The organism is Acidovorax sp. GW101-11A03, assembly GCF_059424825.1.
In genome coordinates this window covers 60,890-80,217 of the sequence record NZ_JBWKZU010000001.1, presented here as the reverse complement: position 1 = coordinate 80,217, position 19,328 = coordinate 60,890, and the positions used below count along the sequence as shown (strand labels likewise).

Sequence of the window (19,328 nt, the reverse complement as noted above, 5' to 3'; positions counted from 1 at the left end):
CATGCAACGGCTAAAAACCCGTCCGCAGTTCCAGGCCGCCATGGCTGGGGGCACAGTCTCCCGCACAGCGCATTTTGCGCTGCACCGTCTGGTGCTGGATGCGGCTGGCAGCGCTGCTGCCAACCCCCCCGCCAGTGCTGCACCCACAGGGCCCGGTTCCTTGCCATCAACGCAAGGGCCGCAGGCCCTGTTTGCCGTGCCGGATGTCTGGCTGGGTGCCATGGTGCCCAAGCGCTGGGCGCGCCGTGCCGTGACACGCAACACCATCAAGCGGCAGATCTACACCGTGGGCGCGGCGTTTGAAGCGCGCCTGCCCCAGGCAGCCCATGTGGTGCGGCTGCGCACGGCGTTTGACCGCAAACAGTTTGTGAGCGCCACGTCCGACCAGCTCAAGCAGGCCGTGCGTGCAGAGCTGCTGCAGCTGTTTGGCCATGCCGCCCGGCGTGCGGGTGGCGGGGCTGCAGTGCCCGCTCAGGCGCCTGTCCCGCAGGTCCGGCCTGCCCACGAGGTGGCGCCATGATCATGCAGCGCCTGCTGATGGGCTTGGTCAAGGGCTACCGGTTTTTCCTCAGCCCCTGGCTGGGGTCGGCCTGCCGGTTCGAGCCCACCTGTTCGGCCTATTCACTGCAAGCGCTGGAATGGCATGGCGCGGCGGCAGGCAGCTATCTCACGGTGCGCAGGCTGGTACGCTGCCACCCCTGGTGTGATGGGGGCCACGATCCGGTCCCCCGAGAACTGCCGCGCGGCATGAGGCTTTTTTCGCGGCTGCAACAATCCTCCACCACCACCCAACCACCCTCACCAAAGAAGTCTTCATGAACGACATTCGCCGCACCATCCTGTGGGTGATTTTTGGCTTTTCCATGGTTCTGCTGTGGGACAAGTGGCAACTGCACAACGGCAACAAGGCCACGTTTTTCCCTACCACCCCGGCCGTGACCGCGCCTGCCGCTGCAGGTGCAGCGTCCGGTGCCACGGGCGCGGCCAGCGTCCCTGTGTCCTCTGCGCCCGTGGCAGCGGCTGCTGTCCAGGGCGCTGCGGCCGTCCCGGGCCAGCCCGCAGCGGCCACTGCACCCGCAGCCGCGCGTGAGCGCATCGAGGTCAAGACCGACCTGTACCGCCTCACCTTCGACAGCGAAGGCGGCTCGCTCACCCATGCCGAACTGCTCAAGCACGCCGACCTGACCGACAAGAACCGCAACTTCCTGCTGCTGGACGAAAGCGCCCAGCGTGTCTACGTGGCGCAGACCGGCCTGATCGGTGGCAATTTCCCCACGCACAAGACCGTGATGACCGCCGTGCCCGGCCCGCGCGAACTCAAGGATGGGCAGGACGAGCTGAGCATCCGCTTCGAATCGCCCGACCAGGGTGGCGTGAAGCTGGTCAAGACCTGGACCATCAAGCGCGGCGCCTATGACATCGCCGTCAAGCACGACATCGTCAACACCGGCAGCGCTGCCGTGTCGCCCCAGCTGTACCTGCAGCTGGTGCGTGATGGCAACAAGCCTCCGGGCGAGTCGTCGTTCTACTCCACCTTCACCGGCCCGGCCGTGTACACCGACGCCAAGAAGTACCAGAAGATCGAGTTCAAGGACATCGAGAACGGCAAGGTCGATATCCCCCGCGATTCGCCCAATGGTTATGTGGCCATGGTGCAGCATTACTTTGCCGCCGCCTGGCTGCTGGCCGACGGCACCCAGCGCGAGCTGTTCACCCGCAAGGTGGACACCAACCTGTACTCGGTGGGCATGCTGACTTCCCTGGGCGCCATCGAGCCCGGCACGAGCAAGACCGTGGACGCGCGCCTGTTTGCGGGCCCACAGGTCGAGACCATGATGGAGAAGCTCTACCCCGGCCTGGAACTGGTCAAGGACTACGGCTGGCTCACCATCCTGTCCAAGCCGCTGTACTGGTTGCTGGACCAGCTGCACAAGCTGCTGGGCAACTGGGGCTGGGCGATTGTGGGCCTGGTGCTGCTGCTCAAGATCGCGTTCTACTGGCTCAACGCCAAGGCCTACGCGAGCATGGCCAAGATGAAGGCCATCAACCCCAAGATCATGGAGATGCGCGAGCGCCTCAAGGACAAGCCGCAGCAGATGCAGCAGGAGATGATGCGCATCTACCGCGAGGAAAAGGTCAACCCCATGGGTGGCTGCTTCCCCATCATGATCCAGATCCCCGTGTTCATTGCGCTGTACTGGGTGCTGCTGTCCAGCGTCGAGATGCGCAATGCGCCCTGGATCGGCTGGATCCATGACCTGTCCACGCCCGACCCGTTCTTCATCCTGCCCCTGCTGATGACGCTCAGCTCGCTGCTGCAGACGGCCCTGAACCCCGCACCGCCCGACCCGATGCAGGCCAAGATGATGTGGTTCATGCCGCTGATCTTCAGCGTGATGTTCTTCTTCTTCCCGGCCGGTCTGGTGCTGTACTGGCTGACGAACAACATCCTGTCGATTGCACAGCAGTGGATCATCAACACCCGCATGGGCGTGCCACCGCAGTTCAATCTGCCCAGTTTCAAGTGATGGTGCTGCGGCAACGCTGACACCACCGAACTGACCCAAAAAGGCCGCGCAAGCGGCCTTTTTCTTGCCCACCCACCCTGTACAGTCGCCCCATGCTTGCCCGCCACCACGACCCCATCGTTGCCATCGCCACTGCCCCCGGGCGCGGGGCCGTCGGTATCGTGCGGGTGTCGGGCAAAGGGCTGGCAGCGCTGGTGCAGGCGCTGTGCGGCCGCACCCTCAAGCCCCGCGAGGCGACCTACCTGCCGTTTCGGGATGCGCAGGGCCAGGCCATCGACCAGGGGCTGGCGCTGTATTTCCCCGGCCCGCACAGCTACACCGGCGAGGACGTGCTGGAGCTGCAGGCCCACGGCGGCCCCGTGGTGCTGCAGCTGCTGCTGGCGCGCTGCCTGGAGGCAGGTGCCGCCACCGACCAGGCCACGGGCCAGCCCTGCCTGCCGGGCCTGCGCGTGGCCCAGCCGGGCGAGTTCACCGAACGGGCTTTCCTGAACGACAAGATCGACCTGGCCCAGGCCGAGGCGATTGCCGACCTGATCGACGCGAGCACCGAGGCCGCAGCCCGCAGCGCCAGCCGCTCGCTCACGGGCGCGTTCTCGGCCGAGATCCATACACTGCGCGACGCGCTCATCCACCTGCGCATGCTGGTGGAGGCCACGCTGGACTTTCCTGAAGAAGAAATTGACTTCCTGCGCAAGGCGGATGCGCACGGGCAGCTATCGAACTTGCAGCAAACACTGGCCTCGGTCTTGCAGCGGGCGCGCCAGGGCGCGTTGCTGCGCGAAGGCATCAAGGTGGTGATTGCCGGGCAGCCCAATGCGGGCAAAAGCTCGCTGCTCAATGCCCTGGCCGGGGCCGAGCTGGCCATCGTCACCCCCATTGCCGGCACTACGCGCGACAAGGTGCAGCAGACCATCCAGATCGAGGGTGTGCCCCTGCACATCATCGACACTGCGGGCCTGCGCGACAGCGAGGACGAGGTGGAGCGCATCGGCATCGCCCGCGCCTGGGACGAGATTGCGGGTGCCGATGCGGTGTTGTTCCTGCACGACCTGTCGCGCCAGGATGCTATGGAATATATAGCTGCTGAGGCAGAAATAGCGCGCGCACTGGCCCAAAAGCTGCCCCAAACCATCCCGGTGATCGATGTCTGGAACAAGCTGGACCGCGCCCCGGCGGCGGCTGCCGCCGCAGGCGTGGCCGGGCACGCCGAAACCCGGCGGGGCGTGTGGCTGTCTGCGCGCACGGGCGAGGGGTTGGACGGGCTGCGGCGCATCCTGCTGGAGGTGGCGGGCTGGCAGTCTGCGCCCGAAGGCCTCTACATCGCGCGCGCGCGCCACATCGAGGCGCTGCGCGCCGTGTCGGTCCACCTGCAGGAGGCCGCCGACCAGCTGCAGGCCCAGGGCCCGGCCCTCGATCTGCTGGCCGAGGAGCTGCGCCTGGCCCAGAACGCCCTGAGCGCCATCACCGGCGAGTTCAGCTCCGACGACCTGCTGGGCGTGATCTTCTCCAGCTTCTGCATCGGCAAGTAGTTCTGGCGCCCGGCCAGGGTGCCCGCGCCGCCGCCTGTCGCTTATGTTGTAAACGGACGTAAACAGCGCTTGTGTCTGATCTGTAACAACGGTACTTTCGACGCATCATGAATGCCCCCACCCCCGCTGCCATCAAGGTTGACCTCAAAGGTTTGCTGGACGCCATTGCGCAAACCACCGCTGACGACAGCATGACCAACCCCCTCTCCCCCGCGCAGTGGGAGGTGCTCTCGTCCTACTTGCTGCCCGTGGTGCTGCCCGCCGGGCAGGTGCTTTTCAGCCAGGGGGCCACCGACCGCACCCTGTACCTGGTGGAGAGCGGCAGCCTGAGCGTGCACTACCAGGACGAAAAAGAACGCCTGCGCCTGGCCATCGTGGGCGCGGGCTCCGTGGTGGGCGAAGGAGCGTTCTTCTCGCACCGCGCGCGCAGCGCCACCGTGCAGGCCAGCGCGCCCTGCAAGCTCTGGAGCCTCACGGCCATCCGCTTCACCGAACTCACCAACCGCCAGCCCGCCATAGCCCTGGGCCTGGCGATGGCTGCCGGGGCGGTGCTGGCCAAGCGCCTGGGCAACCGCCGCCGCCGCGTTGCGGCGACCTGACAGGCGCCCCGCAGACGCGGGATTTGCGGGCTTGTTCGGGGCTGTGCGAGGGGTACAGCAAGTTACACTCGATTTGGATTTTGTCCAGGCACCATCCGAAGAAAGCAAGCCATGTCCCTGTTCAGCTGGTTCAGCCGCAAACCCGCCCCCCCCAAGCCCCGGCCAGCCGCAGAACCGTCGGGTCTGTTGAATGCCGACGCCACCGTGCCGCTGCACCCTGGCCGCTCGGGCAAACCCCTGGTCGAGCCCCTACCCCCCGAACACGCGGCCAATCGCAAGAACGAGCGCATGGAGCGCCGCGAGCTGCTCTACACCGTGGTGCGCGATGCCATGGTGCGCGCCGGGGTGCTGTCGGCCAGCTACAAGTTCAAGGTGCTGTCGCTGGACCAGCGTGGCCGGCAGTTCCTGGTGATGATGGACCTGGCGCGCGAATATGGCGGCGAGACGGTGCGCCTGTCCGAGATCGAGGCGCTGATTGCCCAGACCGCCAAGACCCGCTACGACATCCTGGTGACGGCCGTGTACTGGCGCATCAACGACCATGTGGCCGTGGGCATTCCCCAAAAAGGCGTGGCGCCCCAGGGGGCGGCGCTGCCTGTGCCACCGGCGCCGGTGGCCGCAGCACCGCTGCGCAAGCCGCCCGTGGCGGCGCCCGCCCCGGTGGTGGCACCTGCCAACCCCATCTTCCCCATAGCGTCAGCGCCTGCACCCACGGCCGCACCCGCCGCCGCAGCTCCCCAGCGCCCGGCCCCTCCCCTGGTCGCCGCTGCGCCGTCCAGGCCCCCTGTGGCGGCGCCGGTGGGCGAGCCGCGCCCAGCCCCCCGGTTCGAACCCATCGAGGCCGACGAAGTGGCTGCCTTCAAGCGCGCCCTGGCCAATGCCGCAGGCGCCACGGCTGCCCCGGCAGCGGCTGCCAAGCCGGGCGTGCCTGTGCGCTCCGGCCCGCTGCTGCCTCCGGCGCAGCCCACCGGGTTTGAAGACACCGAAATGCCTGGGGCAGACAGCCCATCGCCCGACCTGAGCAGCACCCAGTACGGCGAGCTGCGCTGAGCGCCAGGCGCGGCCTCCCAACAAAAGAAGCCCTCCATGCGGAGGGCTTCTTTGCTTGTGGCGGGTGCTGCAGGCCGGGATTGCGGCGCGGTCCCGCCTGGTGCGTCAGCCAGGAAGTGATTCAGTGCCCCGCAAAATCCACCAGCGTGTACAGCGGCAGGCCCGATGCGCGCAGGCGCTCCGAGCCGCCCAGCTCGGGCAGATCCACGATGGCCGCGCCTTCGGTCACCGTGGCGCCCAGCTTCTCCAGCAGGCGCCGACCGGCCATCATGGTGCCGCCGGTGGCGATGAGGTCGTCGATCAGCAGCACACGGTCGCCTGCCTTCACGGCGTCGGTGTGCAGCTCCACGGTGGCGCTGCCGTACTCCAGCTCGTAGGTCTCCTCGACCGTGGTGAAGGGCAGCTTGCCCTTCTTGCGGATGGGCACGAAGCCCACGTTGAGTTCATAGGCCACCACCGCACCCAGGATGAAGCCGCGCGCATCCAGCCCGGCCACCACATCGGGGCGCAGGGCCTTGTCCATGTAACGGTGCACAAAGGCGTCGATGAGCACGCGGAACACCTTGGGGTCCTGCAGCAGCGGCGTAATGTCGCGGAACTGCACGCCCGCTGCGGGCCAGTCGGGCACGGTGCGGATGTGCTGGCGGAGGTAGTCGTTGACGCTGAGTGGCTGCATGGGAAAAGAGAAGGGGATCAAGGGGCGCAGGTGTGGGGGCCGAACAACGGCTTTTCCGCGCGAAGGGCTGAAGTGTAATCAGCCGCCTGCGTGCGCTTTTATGCGCTCCCGGGGCCACCGCCAGCCCCCATAATGTTTCACTGCTGTTACACCCTACGGCACGGCTGCATTGCAGGCGGCGCCCCCCACAGAAGATTGGCCCATGCCCATCTCCATCCTGCTGATTGAAAGCGACCACACCCATGCCCAGGCGGTGGCGGGCGCTTTGGCAGACCCCTGGTCCGGCTGGCAGGTGGAGGTCTGTGCGTCGCTGGCACATGCGCGTGAACACCTGCAGCAACCGCATCGGCGGCCCGACATCGTGTTGGCTGCCCAAAACACCCTGGGGGGCACGGCCTTCGATTTGCTGCAGCTGCTGGCCGGTGTGCCCGCCATCATCATCGTGCGCATGGGGGCCGAAACCCATGCGGCGCAGGCCATGCGGCATGGTTTTGACGACTTTGCCGTGCAGGACCCGGCCCTGGACTACCTGCTCACATTGCCCGCGCAGATCGATGCGGTGCTTGAACGCAGCTCCAGCGACCGTGCGCGGCTGGCGGCCGAGGCCATGCTGGCGCGCCAGCACCGGCTGCTGCAGGCCATCTCGCGCGCCCAGGCCATGTTCATCGCCAGCTCCGGACCCCGGGCGGCGTTCGAGGCCTTGCTCGAAGAACTGATGTCGCTCAGCCAGAGCGCGTTTGGCCTGGTGGGCCAGGTGCAGCGCGCGGCCGACGGGCACCCCTTCTTGCGGGTGCACGCCATGACCGACATCAGCTGGGACGCCGCCTCCCGCGCGCTGTACGCGCAGCACGCCGAGGAGGGCATGGTGTTTGACAGCCTGCACTCGCTGGTGGGCGCGGCCCTGGTGTCCGGCGAGCCCGTGATCAGCAACGACGCCTGCCACGACCCACGCGCCGCAGGCACCCCGCCGGGCCACCCCACGCTGCACACCTACCTGGGCCTGCCCATCCACGCGGCGGGCGAACTGGTGGCCATGGTCGGCCTGGCCAACCGCGCCGAGGGCTACTCGCAGGCGGATGTGCAGTTTCTGCAGCCCCTGCTCAATACCGTGGGCCAGCTGGAGACCGCACGCCGCGCCGAGCTGGCCCGCAGCATGGTCGAGGCCGAACTGCTGCGCACCAGCGACCTGCTGGGCGAGAAAACCCAGGCCCTGGAAGCCACGCTCGCCAACATCTCCCAGGGCATCACCAACGTGGATGCCGAAGGGCGCATCCGCGTCTACAACCGGCGCTACCTGGAGCTGCTCGACCTGCCCGAGGACCTGCTGGCCAGCCAGCCCAAGGTGGAGGATGTGGTGCGCTTCCAGACCGAGCGGGGCGACTTCGGCCCGCAGTTCCAGCTCATCGAGCCCATGGCGCGCAACTACGTGGCCTCGGAATATGCAGCGCATGGCGGGCAGCTCACCATGCCCGACTCGTACGTGCGGCGCACGCACAGCGGTCGCTACATCGAGGTGCGCACCCGCGCGCTGGAGCCCGGCGGGCGGGTGCGCACTTTCACCGACGTCACCGACTACCTCAGCACCCTGGAGGCCCTGCGCCTGAGCGAGGCGCGCTGGCGCAGCCTCACGCAGCTCTCGTCAGACTGGTATTGGGAGCAGGACGCGCAGTACCGCTTTGTGCGGCTGGACGGCAATGCCCAGCAGAAAACCGGTGTGCCCGACGAGGTGCACTACGGCCTCACGCGCTGGGAGCTGCCCGACACCTTTGTGGACGAAGGCCAGTGGCGTGACCACCGCGCAGTGCTGGAGGCGCACCAGGTGTTCCACGATTTCGAAATGCAGCGGGTGACCCACGACGGCCAGCCCATCTGGGTGTCGATCAGCGGCGAGCCCATCTTCGATGCCGAAGGCCGCTTCACCGGCTACCGGGGCGTGGCGCGCGACATCACCGAACGCAAGCTGGCCGAGGCGCAGATCCAGCGCCTGGCGTTTTATGACGAACTCACTGGCCTGCCCAACCGGCGCCTGCTGATGGACCGGCTGGAGCGCGCCGTGGCCGCCAGCACCCGCGAGGGCTGCCACGGCGCCCTGCTGTTCCTCGACCTGGACAACTTCAAGGGCATCAACGACACCCTGGGCCACGAATGGGGCGACCGGCTGCTGGTGCAGGTGGGCGCCCGCGTGAGCGCCTGCGTGCGCGCCACCGACACCGTGGCACGCCTGGGGGGCGACGAGTTTGTGGTGGTGATCGAGGGCCTGCATGCCGAAGAGGCCGAGGCCGCCGCCGAGGCCGAAGCCGTGGCGCAGAAGGTGCTGGCCGCGCTCAACCAGCCCTACCAGATCGAGGGCTGCGAGATGCACAGCACGCCCAGCATCGGCATCGCGCTGTTTCGGGACGCGCAGCAGCCGGTGCAGGAGCTGCTCAAGCGCGCTGACCTGGCCATGTACCAGGCCAAGGCCCAGGGGCGCAACATGCTGTGTTTCTTCGATCCCGCCATGCAGGCAGCAGCGTCCGCGCGTTCGGCGCTGGAGGGCGACATCCGCCTGGGGCTTGCGCGCGCCGAGTTCCTCCTGCATTATCAGCCGGTGGTGGACGCCACCGGCCAGCTGTTGGGCGCCGAGGCCCTGGTGCGCTGGAACCACCCGCAGCGCGGCATGGTGCCGCCCGCCGAGTTCATCCCGCTGGCCGAGCAGACCGGCCTCATCCTGCCCCTGGGTCGGCAGGTGCTGGCCATGGCCTGCCACCAGCTTGCGCTGTGGGCGGCCGACCCCGCGAGGGCCAGCTGGACCCTGTCCGTGAACGTGAGCGCGCAGGAGTTCCGCCAGAGCGAGTTTGTGCAGGACGTGCTGGCCGTGCTGCGCGATTCGGGCGCGGATGCGCGGCGGCTCAAGCTGGAACTCACCGAAAGCCTGCTGCTGCACGACGTGGAGGACAGCATCCTCAAGATGCAGGCCCTGCGCACGCTGGGCGTGGGGTTTGCGCTGGATGACTTTGGCACGGGCTACTCGTCGCTGAGCTACCTCAAGCGCCTGCCGCTGGATCAGCTCAAGATCGACCAGAGCTTTGTGCGCGACGTGCTCACCGACCCCAACGACGCCGCCATCGCCTGCACCATCATCACCCTGGCCCACAGTCTGGCCCTGGACGTGGTGGCCGAGGGCGTGGAAACCGAAGGCCAGCGCGCGTTCTTGCTGCGCAACGGCTGCCAGCGCTTCCAGGGCTACCTGTTCGGGCGGCCCGGGCCTGTTGTTCTGCTTTGATTGCTATTAAATATATAGCTATAAAGGCAGGATAGACACGCGGTAAGGCCGATTTTTAATCAAAGTTCGGCACCTTTTCTGCCACTGGCGCAGCCCTCGCTGTTGCGCAGCCGCCTAGGGGGTCACCCTCGGAGCAGTTTGTCTTCTGCCAGCGCCAGCGCCGCCGGGTGCCCCGACAGCACCAGCGTGTCGCCCTCGGCCAGCAGGGCCTCGTCCACGGCGGCACTCATGTGGCCGTTGCCGCGCCGCAGGTTGACCACGCGCACGCCCATCGCGGGCAGGGCCAGCTGGCCCAGGCTGTGGCCCAGGGCGGTGGCGCCGGGGGGCAGGTTCAGGGTGGACAGGCGCTCCTGGTCGCGCTCGTTCACCGTGTCATCGTCCGCGCCGTGGAAGTAGCCGCGCAGCAGGTTGTAGCGCGCATCGCGCTGGTCCTGCACCAGCCGCAGCACGCGGCGCATGGGCACGCCCACCAGGGCCAGGGCATGGCTGGCCAGCATCAGCGATCCTTCAATCGCCTCGGGCACCACCTCGGTCGCACCGGCTTCCTGCAGTTTGTCGAGGTGGGCGTCGTCCTGCGTGCGCACCACCACCGGCACCTGCGGCGCGTGCGAGCGCGCATTGGCCAGCACCTTCAGCGCGGCGGGCACGTCGATGTAGGTCACGGCCACGGCGCTGGCGCGCACCAGGCCGGCGGCCATCAGCGCCTGCAGGCGGGTCGCATCGCCGTAGACCACCGAATCCCCGGCGGCGGCGGCCTGGCGCACACGGTCCGGGTCCAGGTCCAGCGCCATATAGGGGATGCCCTCATGCTCCAGCATGCGCGCCAGGTTCTGGCCGCAGCGGCCGTAGCCGCAGATGATCACGTGTTTGCTGGTGTTGATGGACTTGCGCGCAATCGACGTCATCTGCAGCGACTGCTGCAGCCAGTCGCTGGCCACCAGCTTCATCACGATGCGGTTGCTGTACATGATGAGGAAGGGCGTGGCCAGCATCGACAGCACCATGGCCGCGAGGATGGGGTTCATCAGTGCGGGTTGCACCAGCCCGTTGCCCTGCGTGAGCGACAGCAGCACAAAGCCGAACTCGCCCGCCTGCGCCAGGTACAGCCCCGTGCGCAGCGCCACGCCCGTGGTGGCGCCCATGCCGCGCGCGAGCACCAGGATGATCCCCAGCTTGAGCAGCAGCGGCACCACCAGCAGCGCCAGCACCAGCGCCCACCGGTCCACCAGGATGTGCCAGTCCAGCATCATGCCGATGGTGATGAAAAACAGGCCCAGCAGCACGTCGTGGAAGGGCCGGATGTCCGTGCCCACCTGGTGCTTGTACTCCGTCTCGGACACCAGCACCCCGGCGATGAAGGCGCCCAGCGCGAGGCTCAGGCCCGCCACCTCGGTCAGCCAGGCCAGCCCCAGCGTGATCAGCAGCAGGTTGAGCATGAACAGCTCGTCGCTCTTGCGCCGCGCCACCAGCGTGAGCCACCAGCGCATCAGCCGCTGCCCGCCCGTGAGCAGCAGGCCCACCAGCACCGTGGCCTTGATCAGTGCCCAGCCCAGGGAGGTCAGCAGTTGATCTGGCGAAGATCCGAGGGCCGGAATCAGCACCAGCAGCGGCACCACGGCCAGGTCCTGGAACAGCAGGATGCCCATCACGCGGCGGCCATGTTCGCTCTCCAGCTCGGCCCGTTCGGCCATGAGCTTGACCACAATCGCCGTGCTGCTCATGGCCATCACACCCGACAGCGCCAGCGCCGTCTGCCAGCCCATGTCCCACACCCCGCCCGCCCAGCGCGACAGCACCAGGGCCAGCACCGTCAGCACCACCATGGTCAGCACCACCTGCATCAGCCCCAGGCCAAATACCTGTTTGCGCATGGCGCGCAGCTTGGGCAGGCTGAATTCAAGCCCGATGGCGAACATCAGGAACACCACGCCAAACTCGCCCAGGTGGCGCACGCCCTCGGAGTTCTGCGCCAGCGCCAGCGCGTGGGGCCCGATCAGCACCCCGGCCGCCAGGTAGCCCAGCATGGGCGGCAGCTTGAGGCTGCGGCAGGTCACCACGCCCAGCACCGCGGCCAGCAGGTAAAGCAGGGTGAGGGCAAGAGAAGACATGGGTTCGATGCTATCCGAGGCTTGTGTGCCAGCAAGGATGTTTTCTGCAGGCGATGCACGGTCCGTGCCAGAGGGCATCCGTTGGCAGGGCCCGCCGGGCATGCCCGGTCGATAGAATCCCCGGATGACTCCCGTCCCCGCCGCGCTGCCCCCTTTTGATGCCGACCAGGCCCTGCGCCTGGCCCGCGAAACCTTTGATATCGAGGCTGCGGCCCTGACTGGACTGGCAGCCCGCGTCGACAGCGTGTTTGCCCAGGCCGTACACATGGTGCTGCAGGCCCGGGGCCGCGTGGTGGTGATGGGCATGGGCAAAAGTGGCCATGTGGGCCGCAAGATTGCTGCCACGCTCGCATCCACCGGCACCCCCGCCTTTTTTGTGCATCCTGCCGAAGCCAGCCATGGCGACCTGGGCATGGTCACGGGCGACGACCTGGTGCTGGCCATCTCCAACAGCGGCGAAAGCGGCGAACTCACGGCCATCCTGCCCGTGCTGCGGCGCCTGGGTGCCCCGCTGATCGCCATGACCGGCGGCCTGCAATCCACGTTGGCCCGTTATGCCGACCTGGTGCTCGACTGCAGCGTGGAGCGCGAAGCCTGCCCCCTGAACCTGGCCCCCACCGCCAGCACCACAGCCCAGCTGGCCATGGGCGACGCGCTGGCCGTGGCCCTGCTGGACGCCCGAGGCTTTCGCCCCGAAGACTTTGCCCGCTCGCACCCCGGCGGTGCGCTGGGCCGCAAGCTGCTTACCCATGTGAGCGACGTGATGCGCTCGGGCAGCGAAGTGCCGCGTGTGGCGCCCGATGCCTCGTTCAGCGACCTCATGCGCGAAATGAGCGCCAAGGGCCTGGGCGCCTCGGCCATCGTCGATGCCGCCGGGCAGGTGCTGGGCATCTTCACCGACGGCGACCTGCGCCGCCGCATCGAGGCCGGGGCCGACCTGCGGTCCACCACCGCCGCCCAGGTCATGCATGCCAACCCGCGCCGGATTGCCCCCGACGCCCTGGCTGTGGACGCTGCCGAAATGATGGAAGCCCACGCCATCACCAGCGTGCTGGTGGTGGACGCAGCGGGCGCCCTGGTGGGCGTGGTGCACATCGGCGACTTGATGCGCGCGAAAGTGATCTGACGATGGCGCTGTCCCCGCAGACCTCTTCCTCCCCTGTCCTGCAGATCGACCCCGAGCTGCTGCTGCGCGCCCAGGGCGTGCGCGTGGCCTTTTTCGACGTGGACGGCGTGCTCACCGACGGCGGGCTGTACTTCAGCGAAGCGGGCGAGACGATCAAGCGCTTCAACACCCTGGACGGCCACGGCCTCAAGCTGCTGCAAAAGGCGGGCATCACGCCTGCCGTGATCACGGGGCGCGACTCTGCGCCGCTGCGGGTGCGCCTGAAGGCTTTGGGCGTGGAGCACGCGGTGTTCGGCACCGAAGACAAACGCCCCGCCGCCGAGCAGATTCTGGCCGCCCTGGGCCTGACCTGGGCCCAGGCCGCCGCCATGGGCGACGACTGGCCCGATCTGCCCGTGATGCGCCGCAGCGCCTTTGCCTGCGCACCCGCCAATGCCCAGACCGAGGTGCGCCACGCCGCGCATTTCGTCACCCAGGCGCGCGGCGGCGACGGCGCGGCGCGCGAGCTGTGCGACCTGCTGCTGGTGGCCACGGGCCGCTATGCCGCGCTGCTGGCGGACTACACCGCATGATCCGTGTGATCCGCCAGGGCTGGGACCAGCTCTCGATCTACCTGCCCGTGCTGCTGATGGGCCTGCTGGCCCTGGGCACCTGGTGGCTGGTGCGCAATGCGCCCATGCCGCAATTGCCCGCCATCGACCGCCCCGTGAAGCACCAGCCCGACTACTTCATGAAGAATTTTTCGGTGAAGAGCTTCGACGCCACGGGCCGCCTGCAGAGCGAGGTGCAGGGCGTTGAAGCGCGGCACTACCCCGACACGGACACGCTGGAGATCGACCGGGTCCGCATGCGCTCGATCGGCCCCGATGGCCGCCTCACGGTGGCCACGGCCGATCGCGCCCTGAGCAATGCCGATGGCTCGGAGGTGCAGCTGTTTGGCAACGCCATCGTCACCCGCGAGCCCCTGCCCGCCAAACCCGGGGCGCCAGCGCAGCCGCGCATGGAGTTCCGGGGCGAATTCCTGCATGCCTTCACCAACACCGAGCGCGTGCGGTCGGACCAGCCTGTGACCCTCACGCGGGGCAACGACCGCTTCACGGCCGATGGCATGGACTACGACAACCTCGACCAGGTGCTGCAACTGCGCGGGCGCGTGCGCGGCATGATCCTGCCGGGCAAGAAATGAGACAACCCCCTGAGTCGCTTCGCGCCTTCCCCCTTCTTTCTACGCGCTTCGCGCCAGGGGACGGGGAACGCAGCCAGCACGGCGGCCCGCCTTGCGCGGCTGCCCGCGCATGGTGCGCGCCAGTTTCACGCGCTGCGGGTGATTCACGGCACAACGGATAACTGAGATGGCCACCCCCCTTGTTTTCATTACCGGCGCGTCCAGCGGCATTGGCCAGGCACTGGCCCTGCGCTTTCACCAGGCCGGATACCGGCTGGCCCTGGCTGCGCGCCGCACAGAAGAGGTCAAAACATGGGCTGCCGCCCAAGGGATAAGTGCTGATAGCTATGAAATTTATAGTGCTGACGTGGCAGTGGCCGACAGCATCGTGGCCGCAGGCCAGGCCTGCCTGGCGCGCCAGGGGGGGCCCGACGTGGTGATTGCCAATGCGGGCATCAGCGTGGGCATGGACACGGCCGTGCGCGGCGATATCGATGTGATGGCGCGCACCTTTGCCACCAACAACATCGGCATGGCCGCCACCTTCCAGCCCTTTGTGGACGGCATGGTGCAGCGCGGCAGCGGCACGCTGGTGGGCATCGGGAGCGTGGCGGGCATCCGGGGCCTGCCGGGGCACGGCGCCTATTGCGCCAGCAAGGCGGCCGTCATCAGCTACTGCGAAAGCCTGCGTGGCGAAATGCGCCCGCATGGGGTGCGGGTGGTCACCATTTCGCCGGGCTACATCGACACGCCGCTCACCCAGAAAAACCGCTATGGCATGCCTTTCCTGATGCAGCCCGGGGATTTTGCCGACCGCGCCTACCGGGCCATCACGGCGGGCGTGAGCTACCGGGTCATCCCCTGGCAGATGGGTGTGGTGGCCAAACTGCTGCGCCTGCTGCCCAATGTCGTGTTCGACAAGGTGCTGGCTGGGCGCCCGCGCAAACGCCGGATAGACGAGTAGCACCCTGAGGCGCTGCTCGGCGGCCCTTGCCCAGGAGCGCTGGCCGGTGCAGCGCCAGCTTTGCAGGCGGTGGGCCGTCTCAGCTTCGCCCAGATTGGGCAGGACTGAATGCCTTTCACATCGCGGCATGAAAAAAGCCCCCGAAGGGGCTTTTTGCAAGAGAACCGGATGGTGGAAGACTCAGTAGCCGCCGTTGCCGCCACCGCCGTAGCCGCCGCCACCATTGCGACCGCCGCCACCGCCGTTGCGCGAGCCGGAGCCGTAGGGGCTGCGGAAACCGCCTTCGCCACGGCCGCCGCCACCGTAACCGCCGCCGCCATCGCGGCCACCGCCACCGTAGCCACCACCGCCGCCTTCACGGCCACCGCCGTAACCACCGCCACTGCGGCCACCGCCGCCGTAGCCACCACTACCGCCGCCAAAACCGCCGCTGCGGGGCGGGCGGGGCTCCATGGGACGGGCTTCATTGACCACGATGCTGCGGCCGCCCAGAGGCTGGCCGTTCATGCCATTGATGGCCGCCTGGGCTTCTGCGTCGCTGCCCATTTCCACAAAGCCAAAGCCCTTGGAACGGCCTGTGTCGCGCTCCATCATGACCTTGGCACTGGTGACCGCGCCGAATTGGCCAAAAGCCTGTTCCAGATCGTTGTCGCGCACCGAGTACGGCAGGTTGCCGACGTAGAGTTTGTTGCCCATCGAGGGACTCCTCAAAAACACATGAATAAAGCGATGGAGTCCCGAAAACGCAGCCAGCTAATCTCAATGACGCTCTCAGCGCGAAACTGACGGATCACCGCAAACTTGGAAAGCGGGAACACCCCGCCAACCCATTATGCGCCACACTTTTGTGGAAAAAGCAAGCGGCAATGTGCGCTGTGGCGCCCATGCTGCGCGGGCGCCGGAAATGCCCCCGGGCGCCAGTTCCACGCAGGCCTGCGACCCCGGGGGAGGAACTGTTCCGCAGGACGGTTCAACAATAAAAAAAGGAGCCCGAAGGCTCCTTGTTTTGCCATCTGCAGACGCGAGCGCCAGCAGAAAAGGTCTTTTTAGTAACCGCCGCGGCCACCGCCGTAGCCGCCACCGCCGCCTTCACGGCCACCGCCGTAACCGCCGCCACCATAGCCGCCGCCACCGCTACGGCCACCGCCGTAACCGCCGCCGCCATTGCCGCCACCGAAGCCACCGCTACGGGGAGCGCGGGGCTCCATAGGACGGGCTTCGTTGACCACGAGGTCACGGCCGCCAAAATTTTGACCATGCACGCCTTGGATGGCGGCTTGTGCTTCGGCATCGCTGCCCATTTCGACAAAGCCGAAACCCTTAGAACGGCCGGTGTCGCGCTCCATCATGACCTTGGCGCTGCCCACGGAGCCGAACTGGCTGAAGGTTTGCTCCAGATCTTGGTCGCGGAAGGAATAGGGCAGGTTGCCCACGTAGAGTTTGTTGCCCATGAAGGACTCCTGAAAAAACATGAAAACGCGATGGAGCCCGACGCAATCAACAAACCTGTGACGACTTCAAAGACGCGAAACTGACCAATCACCGCTAAGTTAGCTGCCCCTCTGCAAGCAGAAAAGCGAACCCATTATCAATCACTTTATGGGCAGTGTGGGTGTTTATTTCTGGGCCGGATGCCTCAAAACAGGCGATTTGCGTGGTTTTGAGGCCAATCTCCGGACAAACCATAGGGTAAAATCGCCGGGTCTTTGGGGAGTAGCCCGCCCGGCTGTGCAATGCGCCGGGGGCATGCGTCAACAAACTTGGGCCCGGTGGGCCTATGGCGTATGCGGTTTTTGAGCTGGGCGAGACCATTGACTGCATGCCGATCCAAATGGCCGGAGTCGGGGTGCAGTCAATGCGTTTTCCACCCATCCGGCCGGATAGGACCCCCACATGGAACCGTTTTTTATCTCCACCGCCATCGTCGCGCTCGCCGAAATGGGCGACAAGACGCAGCTTCTGGCGCTGGTGCTCGCCGCCCGCTTTCGCAAACCCTGGCCCATCGTGCTCGGCATCCTGGTCGCCACGCTGGTCAACCACGGCCTGGCCGGGGCTGTGGGCGCGTGGGTCACCACCTTCGTGGGGCCGCAGGTGCTGCGCTGGATCCTGGGCGCGTCGTTCATCGCGATGGCCATCTGGATGCTGATCCCCGACAAGCTCGACGAGGGCGAGGCCGATGGCTCGCCGCGCTGGGGCGTGTTTGGCACCACCGTGGTCGCTTTCTTCCTGGCCGAGATGGGCGACAAGACGCAGATCGCCACCGTCATGCTGGCCGCGCAGTACAACGCCTACCTGTGGGTGGTGGCGGGCACCACGCTCGGCATGATGATCGCCAACGCGCCCGTGGTCTGGCTGGGCGAGCGCATCACGCGCCGCGTGCCGATCCGTGCGGTGCACGTGGTGTCGGCGGTGATCTTCCTGGTGCTGGGGTTGCTGGCGATCTTCGCGCCCACGGGCAACTGACGGACACAGCGGTAGGCGCTTTTGGTATATTTGCCGGACGCGCCGATTTGCCACAGCTTGCGGGCGCTTTATAAATCCTGCTAAAGACCCGTCCGACACATCCGCCCGGCCTCGTTTTTAGCGACGCCGGGTTTTTTTATGTCGTTTTTTGCCACGCCCCAGTCCATGCATTTTCCGGAGGTGCTCCCGCTGCAAAGCGGAGCGTCCATCCGCGACTACCACCTGGCCTACGAGACCTACGGCACGCTCAATGCCGACCGCTCCAACGCCGTGCTCGTGTGCCATGCCCTCAACGCCTCTCACCATGTGGCGGGCGTGTATGCCGGGCAGGAGAAGAGCGAGGGCTGGTGGGACAACATGATCGGCCCGGGCAAGCCTGTGGACACCGACCGATTCTTCGTGGTCGGCGTGAACAACCTGGGCTCCTGTTTTGGCTCCACCGGCCCCATGCACAACCATCCCGATACGGGCGAGGTTTATGGTGCGGACTTCCCCGTGGTCACGGTGGAGGACTGGGTCAATGCCCAGGCCCGCCTGCTCGACCGCCTGGGCATCCAGCAACTGGCCGCCGTGCTGGGTGGCAGCCTGGGCGGCATGCAGGCATTGAGTTGGACGTTGCAATACCCCGAGCGCATGCGCCACGCCGTAGTGGTGGCCAGCGCCCCTAACCTCACAGCCGAGAACATCGCCTTCAACGAAGTGGCCCGCCGCGCCATCGTGACCGACCCGGACTTCCACGGCGGCCACTTTTACCGCCACGGCGTGATCCCCAAGCGCGGCCTGCGCATCGCGCGCATGATCGGCCACATCACGTACCTGAGCGACGACGTGATGAACGAGAAGTTCGGGCGTCAACTCAGAGAAGGCCTGGAGCTGAAATACAGCACCCAAGATATTGAGTTCCAGATCGAAAGCTACCTGCGCTACCAGGGCGACAAGTTCAGCGACTACTTTGACGCCAACACCTATTTATTGATCACGCGCGCGCTCGACTACTTCGACCCGGCCCGCAAGCACGGTGGCAATCTCACGCGCGCCCTGGCCCGCGCCACGGCGAAGTTTCTGCTCGTGAGCTTCACCACCGACTGGCGCTTCTCGCCCCAGCGCAGCCGCGAGATCGTCAAGGCCCTGCTCGACAACCGCCGCCGCGTGAGCTATGCCGAGATCGACGCGCCCCACGGGCACGATGCCTTTTTGCTCGATGACGCCCGCTACATGGGCGTAATGCGCTCTTACTTCGATAGCATTGCCAAGGAGTTGCAAGCATGACGGACAAAGCGGCGATGCAAGCCCTGGCGCGCCTGGTGCCCCCCGGCTCGCGCGTGCTCGACCTGGGTTGTGGCAACGGCGCCATGCTCGACTACCTGCAGCGCAGCAGAGGCTGCAGCGGCTACGGCGTGGAGATTGACGATGCCAACGTGCTGGCCTGCGTGCAGCGCGGCGTCGATGTGATCCAGCTCAACCTCGACGAAGGCCTCGCCATGTTTGGCGACAACAGCTTTGACGTGGTGCTGCAGATCGACACGCTGCAGCACCTGCGCAATGCCGAAACCATGCTGCGTGAGACAGCCCGCGTGGGCCGCACCGGCGTGGTGGCTTTCCCCAACTTTGCGCACTGGCCCAACCGCCTGTCCATCCTGCGCGGGCGCATGCCCGTGACGCGGCGCCTGCCCTACCAGTGGTACGACACGCCCAACATCCGCGTGGGCACCTACAAGGACTTCGAAGTGCTGGCCACCAAGAACAGCCTGCGCATCCTGGACTCCTTCGGGCTGCAGGATGGCGAAGAAGTGCGGTGGCTGCCCAACGCGCGCGCGGGCACGGCGGTGTTCCACTTCGAGCACGCTTAGGCTTCGGC

18 protein-coding genes and 1 riboswitch are annotated in these 19,328 nt (G+C 66.9%); of the genes, 14 read left to right on the top strand and 4 right to left on the bottom strand.

Going from position 1 to position 19,328, the window contains the following annotated elements; all coding sequences use genetic code 11:
- Position 1 precedes the first annotated feature (1 nt).
- From AC07Z7_RS00345 to AC07Z7_RS00320, 6 genes are all read left to right on the top strand, one after another.
- Entirely contained in the window at positions 2 to 520 is a 519-nt protein-coding gene (locus AC07Z7_RS00345) for a ribonuclease P protein component (RefSeq protein ID WP_252659956.1), read from the top strand.
- Entirely contained in the window at positions 520 to 819 is a 300-nt protein-coding gene (yidD, locus tag AC07Z7_RS00340) for a membrane protein insertion efficiency factor YidD (RefSeq protein WP_094290199.1), read from the top strand. Before AC07Z7_RS00345 ends, yidD begins: the two co-directional genes overlap by 1 nt.
- Positions 816 to 2,528 carry a membrane protein insertase YidC gene (gene yidC / locus AC07Z7_RS00335; RefSeq protein ID WP_094289871.1) on the top strand — a complete coding sequence of 571 codons (1,713 nt, stop codon included), beginning with the start codon at positions 816 to 818 and terminating at the stop codon, positions 2,526 to 2,528. The genes yidD and yidC overlap by 4 nt, the downstream gene beginning before the upstream one ends.
- Positions 2,529 to 2,620: 92 nt before the next feature.
- Complete coding sequence (mnmE, locus tag AC07Z7_RS00330) at positions 2,621 to 4,057, top strand: tRNA uridine-5-carboxymethylaminomethyl(34) synthesis GTPase MnmE (protein WP_494764924.1); 1,437 nt, start codon at positions 2,621 to 2,623, stop codon at positions 4,055 to 4,057.
- 107 nt (positions 4,058 to 4,164) lie between these two features.
- Positions 4,165 to 4,656 carry a Crp/Fnr family transcriptional regulator gene (locus tag AC07Z7_RS00325; protein WP_063461441.1) on the top strand — a complete coding sequence of 164 codons (492 nt, stop codon included), beginning with the start codon at positions 4,165 to 4,167 and terminating at the stop codon, positions 4,654 to 4,656.
- 111 nt (positions 4,657 to 4,767) lie between these two features.
- Positions 4,768 to 5,706 carry a hypothetical protein gene (locus tag AC07Z7_RS00320; protein WP_494764923.1) on the top strand — a complete coding sequence of 313 codons (939 nt, stop codon included), beginning with the start codon at positions 4,768 to 4,770 and terminating at the stop codon, positions 5,704 to 5,706.
- A 121-nt stretch (positions 5,707 to 5,827) separates the two neighbouring features.
- Here AC07Z7_RS00320 and AC07Z7_RS00315 read toward each other — a convergent pair whose 3' ends face one another.
- Entirely contained in the window at positions 5,828 to 6,382 is a 555-nt protein-coding gene (locus tag AC07Z7_RS00315) for an adenine phosphoribosyltransferase (protein ID WP_094289865.1), read from the bottom strand.
- 202 nt (positions 6,383 to 6,584) lie between these two features.
- On the opposite strand from AC07Z7_RS00315, the gene AC07Z7_RS00310 reads away from it, so the two are divergent.
- Positions 6,585 to 9,644 carry an EAL domain-containing protein gene (locus tag AC07Z7_RS00310; protein ID WP_494764922.1) on the top strand — a complete coding sequence of 1,020 codons (3,060 nt, stop codon included), beginning with the start codon at positions 6,585 to 6,587 and terminating at the stop codon, positions 9,642 to 9,644.
- Between the two features lie 122 nt (positions 9,645 to 9,766).
- Here the strand turns inward: AC07Z7_RS00310 and AC07Z7_RS00305 are convergent, their stop codons facing one another.
- Positions 9,767 to 11,752, bottom strand: a complete 1,986-nt coding sequence (locus tag AC07Z7_RS00305) for a monovalent cation:proton antiporter-2 (CPA2) family protein (protein WP_094290198.1) — start codon at positions 11,750 to 11,752, stop codon at positions 9,767 to 9,769.
- Between the two features lie 124 nt (positions 11,753 to 11,876).
- On the opposite strand from AC07Z7_RS00305, the gene AC07Z7_RS00300 reads away from it, so the two are divergent.
- The 4 genes from AC07Z7_RS00300 (at position 11,877) to AC07Z7_RS00285 (ending at position 15,007) form a co-directional block, all read left to right on the top strand.
- A complete protein-coding gene (locus AC07Z7_RS00300) occupies positions 11,877 to 12,878 on the top strand; it encodes a KpsF/GutQ family sugar-phosphate isomerase (protein WP_494764921.1) in 1,002 nt (333 codons plus the stop codon).
- A gap of 2 nt (positions 12,879 to 12,880) precedes the next feature.
- Positions 12,881 to 13,450 (top strand): KdsC family phosphatase, encoded by a 570-nt coding sequence (locus AC07Z7_RS00295; protein WP_205734132.1) that lies wholly within the window; start codon positions 12,881 to 12,883, stop codon positions 13,448 to 13,450.
- Entirely contained in the window at positions 13,447 to 14,064 is a 618-nt protein-coding gene (lptC, locus tag AC07Z7_RS00290; protein ID WP_094289859.1) for an LPS export ABC transporter periplasmic protein LptC, read from the top strand. The genes AC07Z7_RS00295 and lptC overlap by 4 nt, the downstream gene beginning before the upstream one ends.
- 166 nt (positions 14,065 to 14,230) lie before the next feature.
- Positions 14,231 to 15,007, top strand: a complete 777-nt coding sequence (locus AC07Z7_RS00285) for an SDR family oxidoreductase (RefSeq protein WP_494764920.1) — start codon at positions 14,231 to 14,233, stop codon at positions 15,005 to 15,007.
- Positions 15,008 to 15,187: 180 nt separating this feature from the next.
- Here the strand turns inward: AC07Z7_RS00285 and rbp (AC07Z7_RS00280) are convergent, their stop codons facing one another.
- Both rbp (AC07Z7_RS00280) and rbp (AC07Z7_RS00275) read right to left on the bottom strand, forming a co-directional pair.
- Positions 15,188 to 15,703 (bottom strand): RNA-binding regulator, encoded by a 516-nt coding sequence (gene rbp / locus AC07Z7_RS00280; protein ID WP_494764919.1) that lies wholly within the window; start codon positions 15,701 to 15,703, stop codon positions 15,188 to 15,190.
- A 350-nt stretch (positions 15,704 to 16,053) separates the two neighbouring features.
- Positions 16,054 to 16,458 (bottom strand): RNA-binding regulator, encoded by a 405-nt coding sequence (rbp, locus tag AC07Z7_RS00275; protein WP_252657930.1) that lies wholly within the window; start codon positions 16,456 to 16,458, stop codon positions 16,054 to 16,056.
- A gap of 245 nt (positions 16,459 to 16,703) precedes the next feature.
- Positions 16,704 to 16,896, top strand: a riboswitch (yybP-ykoY riboswitch).
- A gap of 4 nt (positions 16,897 to 16,900) precedes the next feature.
- Between rbp (AC07Z7_RS00275) and AC07Z7_RS00270 the strand changes: the two genes are divergently transcribed.
- The 3 genes from AC07Z7_RS00270 to metW all read left to right on the top strand — a co-directional run bounded on the left by AC07Z7_RS00270 (position 16,901) and on the right by metW (position 19,320).
- Complete coding sequence (locus tag AC07Z7_RS00270; protein WP_094289853.1) at positions 16,901 to 17,470, top strand: TMEM165/GDT1 family protein; 570 nt, start codon at positions 16,901 to 16,903, stop codon at positions 17,468 to 17,470.
- 138 nt (positions 17,471 to 17,608) lie between these two features.
- A complete protein-coding gene (metX, locus tag AC07Z7_RS00265) occupies positions 17,609 to 18,739 on the top strand; it encodes a homoserine O-succinyltransferase MetX (RefSeq protein ID WP_494764918.1) in 1,131 nt (376 codons plus the stop codon).
- Positions 18,736 to 19,320, top strand: coding sequence for a methionine biosynthesis protein MetW (metW, locus tag AC07Z7_RS00260; protein ID WP_094289849.1), 585 nt, complete (start codon positions 18,736 to 18,738; stop codon positions 19,318 to 19,320). Before metX ends, metW begins: the two co-directional genes overlap by 4 nt.
- Positions 19,321 to 19,328: the final 8 nt, after the last annotated feature.